General features: G+C 32.3%; 7 protein-coding genes. 6 read left to right on the top strand and 1 reads right to left on the bottom strand.

Annotated features, from left to right (window positions below):
* Positions 1-537: 537 nt before the first annotated feature.
* Entirely contained in the window at positions 538-732 is a 195-nt protein-coding gene (locus tag H8B04_RS16210; protein ID WP_149914557.1) for a CsbD family protein, read from the bottom strand.
* Between the two features lie 470 nt (positions 733-1,202).
* On the opposite strand from H8B04_RS16210, the gene H8B04_RS16215 reads away from it, so the two are divergent.
* The 6 genes from H8B04_RS16215 to H8B04_RS16240 all read left to right on the top strand — a co-directional run bounded on the left by H8B04_RS16215 (position 1,203) and on the right by H8B04_RS16240 (position 12,039).
* Positions 1,203-2,444, top strand: coding sequence for a YaiO family outer membrane beta-barrel protein (locus H8B04_RS16215; RefSeq protein ID WP_190303015.1), 1,242 nt, complete (start codon positions 1,203-1,205; stop codon positions 2,442-2,444).
* Complete coding sequence (locus H8B04_RS16220) at positions 2,422-6,378, top strand: PAS domain S-box protein (RefSeq protein ID WP_190303016.1); 3,957 nt, start codon at positions 2,422-2,424, stop codon at positions 6,376-6,378. Before H8B04_RS16215 ends, H8B04_RS16220 begins: the two co-directional genes overlap by 23 nt.
* 11 nt (positions 6,379-6,389) lie before the next feature.
* A complete protein-coding gene (locus H8B04_RS16225; protein WP_149914554.1) occupies positions 6,390-6,749 on the top strand; it encodes a response regulator transcription factor in 360 nt (119 codons plus the stop codon).
* A 262-nt stretch (positions 6,750-7,011) separates the two neighbouring features.
* Positions 7,012-7,812 carry a HEAT repeat domain-containing protein gene (locus H8B04_RS16230; RefSeq protein ID WP_190303017.1) on the top strand — a complete coding sequence of 267 codons (801 nt, stop codon included), beginning with the start codon at positions 7,012-7,014 and terminating at the stop codon, positions 7,810-7,812.
* A gap of 2 nt (positions 7,813-7,814) precedes the next feature.
* Positions 7,815-11,237, top strand: a complete 3,423-nt coding sequence (locus H8B04_RS16235) for a sulfatase-like hydrolase/transferase (protein ID WP_190303018.1) — start codon at positions 7,815-7,817, stop codon at positions 11,235-11,237.
* A 112-nt stretch (positions 11,238-11,349) separates the two neighbouring features.
* Entirely contained in the window at positions 11,350-12,039 is a 690-nt protein-coding gene (locus H8B04_RS16240) for a glycoside hydrolase family 16 protein (RefSeq protein ID WP_190303019.1), read from the top strand.
* Positions 12,040-12,217 lie beyond the last annotated feature (178 nt).

The following is a 12,217-nucleotide window of genomic DNA, read 5'->3' on the forward strand; positions in this document are numbered from 1 at the left end:
AGCAACATAAAGGTGGTTTGAAGCCTGCGCCTGAACGTCGACTTCGAGGGGCCTACCCTCATCATTCAAACAGCACCAAAGCAATATCATGCTTTGTTCGTGACACACCGACCTCTGCTGACTTCTGACTAAAGCATCTAGCATCATTATTCTGCTAGATGTTTCTTCGCGGGCATTCGCCTATACCTTTGACAGAGTTTAGTCTTATCTTCCCAGGTAAGAACAATAACTTTCACCTCATATATCCGCTACATTTACCATAGTGTTTCCGTACAGTTTAGGGCTTCGGCTTGTGTTGCAGCCTCACCCAACACTTGCGGCCTTGTATGTAGTTTCTGTTCGTCGGACCGAGGTTTTGCCGCAGACTTCCTTCAGATTCCACCTCGCAGTGGACACCCTTGTCATAAGCTAACACTTCCCACTGTAAAGGCGTGTTCTGACTTACACCCTAGAGTTATTGCCCATGCTGGGCACACAAATAATAAGGGCCTAACAAATAGTTAGACCCTTGTATTTCGAATAATTAGACAAAAAATATTATTTTTTATCTAAATCATTTAACCAATTCGTAACCTCTTCACGAGTCTTACCAGTTTTTTCTTGTAACCTTCCGTAAAGTTCGTCTTCTTTTCCCTCTACATATAAAAGATCATCATCGGTCAAGTCTGCATACTGTTGCTTTACTTTACCCTTTAAAATATTCCATTTGCCTTTCAAATCTAATGAATCCATAGTATTAAAGTTTTGTTTCATTAGTAGAACATATAAAAGAATATATAGTTTACAATCAAATGTTACAAAATGTTAAATAATAATTTCTGCAACATCCTTTATGAGGCAAAAACGGCGGTGGATTTTCAAAATATAAAGATTTAATAATCTTGAAAACAGATTAATACCACAACTATTAATCAATCAACCTTTCATAATAAATAATAGAAATAATACTCATTACTTTCCATTAGGGCATTGGGTATGAAGATTTACTTTTACCTGAAACCTTTTTGCAAAACTGCCAAAAGAATGATTGAAGATATAAATCATTTTTCAAGTTGTCCAGTGATTCCCATATTTTTAAAACATTTCTGGGTCAAAAGCATTCAAAAACGGCTTGTTACAAATAAAAAACAACAGTATAATATATATACATAATTCTCTATATTTATAAAATTTAATTCGTTTCCAGAAATTCTATCTGCCCTATGAAGCCTTATATAATTTCGCTTTTATTGAGCCTACTTACGACTATAACAATCTATGGTCAAGATGTAAATTTATCTTCCGATGAACTATTTTCCCGAGCTCGAAATGTAGCATTTGAATTAAAAGATTATCCACAAGCAATCAGATTAATTAAATCCGCACTGGATAAATCCCCAGAATATACAGATTTGCACATTTTCTTAGGAAGGCTTTATACATGGAGTGATAAAATTGATTCAGCCGCAAGAGTCTTTGAAAATCTACATGCAAAAAAAATCAAAGATGAAGATTTCTATCTAGCTTACGGCTACCTACTTTATTGGAACAACCAAAACGAAAAAGCGAAAATAATTATTGATGAAGGGCTATCCCAGCATCCTCAATCCGAAGACATACTCTTGTTGCATGCGAAATTTAATTATGGCATAAAAGCCTATCAGAACGCAGAATCATCCGTCAATACTCTACTGAATATTAACCCTAAAAATACAGAAGCCAACTCACTGGCTCAAAATTTGAAATCTTATACCGCAAAAAATGCAATTAGTATAAATTATGATTTCACTCATTTTGATAAACAGTTTGATGATAATTGGCATATTTTGGGAGTAAGCTACAGAAGAGCAACATCATTGGGTTCGGTGATATTTAAAACAAATTACGCTAATAAATTCGCTGATAATGGCTTACAGTTTGAACTAGAAGCTTATCCAAGAATCAATAAAATTTTTTATTTATACCTAGGGGCAGGGTACTCAGATAATGTGGGTATTTTTCCACGCTATAGAACTGGAGTTTCTCTTTATGCTAATTTACCCAAAAGCTTTGAAGGTGAAATTGGATATAGGCAATTGAATTTTTCAAACAACATATGGCTCTATACCGCATCCATAGGTAAATATTATCAAAATTTATGGTTCAACTTAAGAACCTATCTTTCTCCTGATAAAACGAATATATCTCATTCCTATACTGGAACTGTACGATATTATTTGAAAGGAGCAGACGATTACTTTGGACTTCAAGTAGGTACAGGTATAAGTCCTGAAGAAAATCGAAACAACCTACTTGTCGAGGATTCTTTTAAGTTAAAAACTTATAAAGTTGGCGCCAACTACAACTTTTCCATTAAAAAGAGAAATTTAGTAAGTATTGCTGCCACTTATTTCAATCAGGAGTTTCAGGTTAGCCAAAAAGGTAATCAATATGATTTAAGTATTGGCTATAGTAGAGTCTTTTAATCAAGATCGTCTCCAGATTTTTACCATTTATCCGTTTTATAGTAGTAATGTTTCTGTCATGAGATTATTTCCCAAACCTAAAAATGAGCTTAAAAGAATTAAACAGCTGCATAATTATGAGTTAATTGGTATGGGTAAAGATCATGAATTTGATATATTCGCGCAATCTGCAACCGCATTAACCGGTTGTGCAGCCTCCCTTATTGCATTAATGGAAGAGGATATACAAAGGATTCAAAGCTGCATAGGGTTAGATATAAACACCCTAGAGAGAAAAGATACAATTTGTCAGTATACTATTAACGGGCAGCACGCTCTAGTTATACCAGACACTTCATTAGATTACAGAACGGTCGAGAATCCTTTAATAAAAGAAACAGGAATTAGATTTTATGCAGGTGTCCCTATAGTAGATCAAGAGGGTATAGCTTTAGGAACTATATGTGTTATGGACTATAAGCCTAAGGTTCTTGAAGAAAATCAAATCAAATCTCTAGAAGATCTTGCGTATGCATTGAGTCAAATATATACAAGAAAAAAAAAAGAATTAGAATCGGGGTATTACAAAAGTATCTATGAACAAACGCAGAATATGATTTGCGTTTTGGATAAAAATTTAAATATTAAACAGGCCAATCAGGTATTTGATAAATTATTTTTACAATCACAAAAAAAGTCTAATGAATTCAATTTCATTAAGCTTGTTAATTCCCAAAGTGAGGAACTAGAATTAGCCATAAATAAGAGTGAACTAAACGGAAAAAGCAACATTAAAAGCCAGAGTATAATAGCAAAAAAGAAATTGCTAATTGATTGGACATTTAAATATAATCATACCGTCAACGAAATATTTGTCTTCGGCAGAGATATAACAAAGGAAATACAAGAAAGAAAAAAATTAGAATCGTCAGAACGTAAATTCAGAAATTTTTTTGAGAATAGCATAGGACTCACATGCCTGCATGATTTAAATGGAAAAATTCTTAAAATCAATGAAAAAGGCAGTCAAATGCTGGGTTATAAATCGATTGAAGTTGAAGGTAAAAATATAGTTGATTTTGTACCAGAGGAGCGTAAAAAGCACATCGACGATTATTTAATTAAAATTAAAGAACAGAAGGAAACTTCCGGGGTTATTACTTTAATCGCAAAAAATGGTAACCTACTTTATTTTTTGTATCATAATATACTTGAATGCGATACCGGAGATTTCCCTTATGTAGCGAGCACCTCATTAAATATTACAAATCATAGGAAGGTTGAGCTAGATTTAAGAAGAACTAAAGAGTTATTAGAACAAACAAATACTGTAGCTCAAGTTGGTGGCTGGGAAATCGATATTGATAAAGAAAAAATAAAATTCTCTGATACGGGAAAGACTTTTTTTAACCTTAAAAAAGACTGTATATCTACCCTAAAAGAATTTGAAAATCTTTTTGATAACGAGTTTAAACGCACTTTGCGTAAAGCTTTAATTAAAGCTAAACAAGACATACAAGGCTTTGATATTCAGCTAAAAATTAAGCAAGATGAAGCTGAATCGGTATGGGTTAGACTTAAAGGAGTACCCGAATGCACCCAAGGTAAATGCGCGCGCATATTTGGGATAATTCAAAATATTGATAAAAGTAAAAGGCTATACCTGGAATTAGAAAGGAAAGAAGCAATGCTCCGCGCATTTATAGAATTCGTACCTGCTTCGGTTGCCATGTTTAATAACAATTTTGATTTTTTACATTATAGTAACCAATGGTATGATGAGTTCGGAATAAATCTAAAAAGCATTAAGAATAAAAATCTCTTTTCTCTTTTTCCAAATATTCCGCAAGAACGTAGACAAATATACTATAATGCTTTACAAGGTATCACCTATAAAAATTCAAATGAAAAAATACAATTCAACGAAGGGGAAGATCCGAATTATTTGAATTGGGAGGTAAGACCGTGGTATATTTCCAAAAATATTATAGGCGGAATCATAGTTTTTGCCCAAAACATCACCTCTTATATCAAAATTAACAAAGAGTTGATTGTAGCAAAAAAATCGGCCGAATTAGCCAATAGCGCAAAATCGGAGTTCTTAGCGAATATGAGTCATGAAATTCGAACTCCCCTTAATGGAATTATTGGGTTTTCAGAATTATTAATGAATACTGTAATTAATACTAATCAACTTCAGTATCTAAAATATATTCACGAGTCGGGAATTAGTTTATTGCATATAATTAATGATATACTTGATTTTTCCAAAATCGAAGCAGGTAAATGGGAATTATTTATCGAAGAGGCCAATATTTATGAATTAACAAGCCAGGTCGTAGGTGCAGTAGTAATCCAAGCGCAAAAGAAAAATATCGAGCTCATTTTGGATGTTGATCCAGCACTACCAATAAACATATTCTATGATCACGATAGATTAAAACAAATTTTAATTAATCTGGTTGGAAACGCGGTAAAGTTTACTAATAAGGGTGAAGTATTAATAAAAGTATCGGTTTTAAAAAAGTTAAAAAATAAAATTCATTTACGGTTCTTCATAAAAGATACAGGCATTGGTATCGCGCCGCATCGTCAAGCGGGTATTTTCAATGCTTTTGCGCAAGGTGATAATTCTATAAATAAAATTTATGGGGGAACAGGCTTAGGATTAACAATTTCTAATAATATACTTAAGTATATGAATACTAATCTAGTATTGGAAAGCAAAGTAGGAAAAGGTAGTGTTTTTTATTTTGACATTGAATTAGATTATAATCCGAAAAATCAAACTCCAGAAATTGAAACCAATATACAGAAAGTTTTATTAATTGAGCAAAACGAAACCTTAAAAGAGGTAATAGCAAAGCTACTTGCATATAGAAATATTGATACCATAGTTTGCAGTGATTTTACTTCGGTTTGCATAACTCTAGAAAAAGAAATTAATTATGATGTTATATTAATAAACTACAATCAACTTAGCCGTGAGCTGAAGCAGAAATTAAATAAGCTCAAAAATAAAGTTTCTATTATAATAATGCACACTATCTCTCTTGATGAGAATGAATTTAGTGAGTTAGATAGTTTTGAATATCATCGTTTAATTAAGCCTTTTACTCCAGAGGCTTTATACCAAGCTTTACATGAATTAAAAAGTAGCCAAGAAAATAAATACACATCCCAAATCAACAAAGAAAGTAATTATCTAATAAAAGCTTTACAAAATTTAACGCCTGTAATTCTTGTTGCCGATGATAATGAGATTAACATGGAACTCAATGTAAAATTCATTAATGAACTGGTTCCAAATTCAAAAATTTTAAAAGCATATGATGGTAGGCAGGCTATTGATGCCTGTAAAAATTATGACGTTGATTTAGTATTTATGGATTTCCAAATGCCCATAATAGATGGTTTGCAAGCGGCAGAAATAATACGTCAACTTACAAAATATAAGACAAAGCCAATCATTGGAATTACAGCTGGAATAATATCTGGTCTGGAAAAACGCTCAGATCTAAACAATTTCACTAAAATAATTCAAAAACCTATTAAACTAAAAAATATCGAAAATATATTAATAAATTACTTAGATGCTGATGATAAAGATCAAACGGCATTGGAAACATCGGATATAGGTTTTGATATAGATACTTTAAATCAAAATTTTAATGGTGATGATGATTTCAAATCTTTTTTCATGGATCTTGCAATTAAGGAGCTTAACAACACTATATCTATTTTAAAAAGTGCAAAAGAGAAAGTAAACACCGAGGAACTCAAAAAAAATCTTCATAAGCTCAAAGGCACTGCTTCGACTATAGGAATGACAACATTGGTTTCAAAGATCAAAAAGCATGAAAATATACTTTTTAATAATAATTTTGATGAAAATGTTTATGAAGAAATTATTACAGAGATAAACAAGAGCTTAGCAATACTTAAAGACATTTAAAATATTAAGATATGAAAATATTATTAGCAGAAGACGATGAACTAATTTTAAAAACTATTGAACATAAACTTAAGAATGAAGGATATGATATCATTCTATGTAGAAATGGCAAAGAAGCTATAGACCATATTGTCAGTGATCCACCTGACTTAGTGGTAACAGACATTATGATGCCATTTGCATCAGGTATTGAAATACTTTCTGCTATACAGCAGCATAATTTATCCATAAATGTGATCGTCTTATCCAGCTTGGGTCAAGAGGATGTCGTAGAAGATGCTTTTATACTAGGCGCATCAGATTTTATGGTCAAGCCTTTTAATCCCAATGAATTAGTCTTAAGAATTAAAAGACTATTACGTTTTAAGTAAAATGATAATTCTAAAAATCCAACTTTATAATCTGACTCTGGCATTAGTGGTACTCCTACTATTGGTTATATTACTTATAATAGGAGTTATCATTTATGGGTACCGAAATTATCAATTTATAAATAATGCACAGCTGTGGAAAAAGAGAATAGAAGAAAAAATTAGCTACTCCATATTTAATGGGACATATAACCTATTAAATGACACAGAATTTTTATCGCTATTAGAAAACAAAAATTTTAAGAAAATTTTCATATCAGTTTTGATTGAATCGGATCAAAGGTTTGTAGGTGATGCGCACAAAACATTAAAAGAAATTTTTCATGGCCTTAAACTAGATGATTTAGCTTGGGAGAAACTAAAGAGCAGCAATAGTTATCAAAATGTACGTGGAATTCAAGTAATGACTGCAATGAATAATCGTGATGCCATTGGTACAATTACGAACCTTTTGGATCATTATAATCCTTACGTATATTCAGAAGCACAGTATAGCATAGTACGCTTTAACGGATTTCAAGGTCTCTCATTTTTGCAATCTTTGGAAAAGCCATTATCAGAATGGCAACAAATGCGATTATTACAAGCGCTACATAATGTAGCAGAATCTGATTTTCATGTTGTATCAAAATGGTTAATCAGCACCAACTTATCGGTCATTGATTTCGCCTTAGCTTTTATACGAAAGTTTAGAATTCTTACCGCCCATGATAGTATTGTCGGTTTGCTGAATCACAACTCAACGGATATTAGAATTAGTGCAATTAAAACGCTCCAAACTATTGAAAATCAAGAGACATTAAGCATACTTATAAACAGCTACCCTCTTCAGAACGAAAAAGTGAAAGTTCAAATTATAAAATTTATAGATCGCTCAGGGAATAATACGCAAATTCCATTTCTTCATTCAGTATTAGAAAATGAAAGTGATATCCATATCTACATAAATACTGTCAAATTATTGAAAAAACTGAATGAACAGGAGTATCTTACGAAGAAAATAACAGACGTCAATCTTGCGCCCGAATATAGACAGGTGTTGCAAAATGCTTTATCAAAATAATTATGATAGATTATTCACATTTTATATATGAAATCGTAGTATGGCTATTTCTATTATATTCAATCGTCATATTCTTAATATATTCTTGGGTAGGAATTTATGCTTTTGGGGCACTAAAAAAATATACAGACCTTAATCAATATACCGACTATAAATTAATAGCAAGTAATCCTAACGCACCAGCTTTTAGTATAATAGCTCCCGCATATAATGAAGGCCTAACAATTGTTGATAATGTAAGATCACTGCTTTCATTATACTATAGTAATTTGGAAATAATTATAGTAAACGATGGCAGTAAAGATGATTCAATTGATAAATTAGTTAAATCTTACAACTTAGAACTAATTCCCTTTGACGTAGTTCAAGTAATACCTACAAAAGAAATAAAAGGGATTTATAAAAGTAAAAATCCCGCATTTAAAAAACTCATAGTTGTAGATAAATACAACGGAGGTAAAGCGGATGCTTTAAATGTTGGTATAAATGTATCCAGTGGAAAATATATTGTTTGTATTGATGTGGATTGCATTTTAGAGCAAGATGCACTACTAAAATTAGCTAAGCCCTTCATGGATCAAACCGATGAGCGTGTTATAGCTTGTGGTGGAGTTATCCGTCTAGCAAACAACTGTAAAATTGTAGACGGAAAAGTTGTAGAAGTTAATCTACCTAAAAAATGGCTAGGAAGATTCCAAGCCTTAGAATATATACGTGCTTTCGTGCTGGGGAGAATGGCTTGGTCAAGAGCATCTGGTCTTATTTTAATTTCTGGTGCTTTTGGTGCCTTTGATAAAGAATTAGTATTGAAATGTGGTGGATATGATCCCAAGACAGTTGGCGAGGATATGGAACTTGTAGTTAGAATGAGACGCTATATGGAAGAGCAAAAGCAAAAGTACAAAGTTCTTAACATATCGGACCCACTATGCTGGACGGAAGTACCAGAATCAACTGATATTTTAAAAAAGCAGCGAAATCGATGGATGAGGGGAACTATAGAAACCCTATGGAAACATCGCAAACTTATGTTTAACCCCTCATATGGTCGCTTAGGTATGATAAGTATGCCATATTGGTTCTTTTTTGAATTTTTAGGTCCTTTAGTTGAATTTTTAGGTTATTGTATTTTTATTTTATTCTTAGTATTTGGAATTATAAATTGGCCCTTCTTTTTCACACTATTCATATTAGTTATAGCCTCGGGAATACTATATTCAATTTATGCTATATTACTGGATCTGATGTCTCACCAAGTTTATACAAAGAGAAAAGACTTATTGACATTAATTGGCACTGCAATACTTGAACCATTCTTTTTTCATGGAAGAGTTGTCATGGCTGGCGTATCGGGATTAAGAGACTATTTTCGAAAACAGCACAGCTGGGGTGAGATGACTAGACAGGGATTTCAACAGTCTAATGAAAATGAAAGTATATGGATTCAAATTAAAATAACAGCTATATGGGCATTAAGAAATTATGCGCCTATTGCATTCGTTTTTTTAATTCTCTATATGGCCAACGTGGGGCTTGAGGCTTACTGGTATAACACCAAATTTGATAATCAAATTTATTCAGCAATATATTTTAATCTTTTCATTGATAACCTGGTTTTTGTAATACAATTAGTTGCAGCTTTTAGTATTTTGTATTTATTATTGTTATATCTAGGTTTTAGGTATATAAACACTTTGATAATAGCGATATTTTCCATTTTCATTGTAATACAAGTAATACTTTTCCTTTATTTTTCAGAATCACAAAACTTACTGGGAGCTGACATTTTTTTTTATAGTTATGACGAATTGAAACAGATTCTTAAAAGTAGTGGAATGTTAAATCTAAAAAACATTGCCCTGCTTTTACTAGTTATACTATTTGCGGTAATCCCATTATTTTTTGTAAGCCGCTATAAATTCAATACACCTTATGCTGGAGCTATTCTTACAGTGACGGGCTTAATATTAGTTTTCTTACCTTTTAAATTCACCAAAAATATTGAAAATAGAAATGAATTTTACGCTAATGCATCAGTAAGCAAATGGAAATACTTTTTGGAGACTAATTTTTTCAATTACGTGGAAGAAAATTTCCCTTGGGCTAATAAAATGAATGTAGTAGGTAAACAAAATATTAATAATTTGGAACCATATCCATTTTTAAGGAAAGAAGATACTAAAGACTTTTTAGGAAATTATTTAGCAGCCTCGGAATCAACGCCAAATTTAGTAATTCTTATATTGGAGGGGTTGGGGCACGCCTATAGTTCATCAAATGGATATATAGGGAATTTTACCCCTTTTTTAAATTCGTTGAAAGAAAAATCTCTTTACTGGGAGAATTGCTTAAGCTCTTCGGGAAGAACTTTTGCAGTACTTCCAAGTATTCTCGGTTCACTACCCTTTGCAAAAAATGGATTTTTAGAATTAGACACATATCCTGTTCACTTCAATCTACAGAATATTTTTAAATATAATGGATTTCAAACCAGTTTTTATTACGGTGGAGATGCTTCCTTTGATAACATGAAGAAGTACATGCAGCACAACAACATAGATAACTTAATGGATATAAAAACTTTTAAGGAGCCTTATAAAAAACTTCCTTCACTAAATGGAGAAAGTTGGGGATATGAAGACCAAGCGGTTCTAAATAAAATGCTGGTTTCTACTCCACAGAGTTCATCTTACTTTAATCTGTTGCTTACGCTATCCACACACAGCCCGTTTTTGATTAATAATCAAGAGTATTTTGAAAAACTAGTAGAAAATCAGATCAAAATACTAGACTTAAAACCAGACAATATTAAACTGGCTAAATCTTATAAAAAGCAACTCGCATCAGTAATGAATGTAGATGAAGCTTTAAAAAGCTTTTTTGAAGAGTATAAAAAACGTTCAGATTTTGCAAATACCATCTTCATTATTACAGGAGACCATAGTATGCCAGAGATTAATCTGCAAGACAAAATAGATAGGTATCATGTTCCATTAATTATTTATTCACCTTTGCTAAAATCTTCCGCTACATTCAATCAAGTTGTGAGTCATTTTGATATCGCGCCAACGTTACTTGCATTTTATCGAAATAATTATGCTTTCAAAACGCCAAATCAAGTCACCTGGATTGGGAAAGGTCTAGAGACTGGAGCAGCACCAAATAGTAACGGTATTCCAATAATGCAAAGTAAAACCCAGCAGCAAGATTTTGTATATGCCAATTACCACATGGTGGAAGGAAAGGTATTTAACTTGAACACGAATTTAACTGAAGAAAAAAATGAAATTAAGTCAGTAGCAAAACTCTTATCAAATAAGTTTGATGAGTACAAGGCAAAAAATGAAAAGTTGATTTCAACGAACTTTCTCATACCAGATTCCCTCTATAATAATTTTTTTAATGCTACCAAGGATATAAATTAGTCAATTTGTAGTATCGAATCCAATTGAGAAAATCAAAGTAATGTATTTAACAAGAGCATTTATAAGACTTTTTATAGCTGGTTTAATTATATCCACTTTCAATCAATGTGTAGTGAGAAAAGTAAATATTAACACCCCAAAAGAACGTCAAATCATTTTTTCTGGACATAAGTGGTTAGTACGTAATACCGGGGCTAATATAGTTGGTCCCGGACCAAATTTATTTAGCAACTCAAAAGAAAATGTTTGGGTAGATAAAACAGGTAAACTACATCTACGCATAATAAATAGAAAAGGTCTTTGGTATTGTTCAGAGGTTACATTGGATCAGAAGGTAGGACATGGGAAGTACATTTTTTACATTAGTTCCTCTTTATCATCTTTAGATGAGAATGCCGTAGCGGGGCTATTTACCTATTTAAATGACAATCAAGAAATTGATATTGAATTTTCGAAATGGTCAGATGTTACTAACCAGAATACTCAATTTGTGGTGCAACCCCACGATAATCCTGAAAATATTTTCCGATTTAATATGGATGATTATCCAGAACGCACCGTGCATAGCTTCGAATGGAAAGAAGAAAGCATTTCTTTTGAAAGTATTCGGGAAACTCATCCACAAGTACAAACTATAGCTAAATGGACATATAAAGGAAACAATATTCCCAAACAAAGTGAAGAAAGGTTAAAAATAAACTTGTGGCTCTTTCAAGGTAAAAGCCCCATTTCTAATAATATTAATGAGCTTATAATAGACAGCGTCAAATACATTCCCTTTAATGAAATTTCGTACAGATGATCCTCTGCCTCTGCAATCACATCTGAGTTAACTAAAATAGGCAGGTGACTAATGTGAACTACCCATTTGCTAAAGACAAATGGGCTTCGGGCTTCACAGACTTGTGCTTTGTTGCCAAAGTCTTATTTGAGTCTCCGCCCGTGTAATCGCCAGTTCCTGACGATATTATTTTTAATCC

Origin of the sequence: Sphingobacterium litopenaei (assembly GCF_014692495.1) — a bacterium.
In the GTDB taxonomy this organism is placed as follows: Bacteria; Bacteroidota; Bacteroidia; order Sphingobacteriales; family Sphingobacteriaceae; genus Sphingobacterium; species Sphingobacterium litopenaei.

Excerpts from the sequence above, each read along its gene's own strand:
- H8B04_RS16225 (WP_149914554.1), top strand. The coding sequence starts at position 6,390 with ATGAAAATATTATTAGCAGAAGACGATGAACTAATTTTAAAAACTATT.
- H8B04_RS16215 (WP_190303015.1), top strand. The coding sequence starts at position 1,203 with ATGAAGCCTTATATAATTTCGCTTTTATTGAGCCTACTTACGACTATA.
- H8B04_RS16210 (WP_149914557.1), bottom strand. The coding sequence starts at position 732 with ATGGATTCATTAGATTTGAAAGGCAAATGGAATATTTTAAAGGGTAAA.
- H8B04_RS16235 (WP_190303018.1), top strand. The coding sequence starts at position 7,815 with ATGATAGATTATTCACATTTTATATATGAAATCGTAGTATGGCTATTT.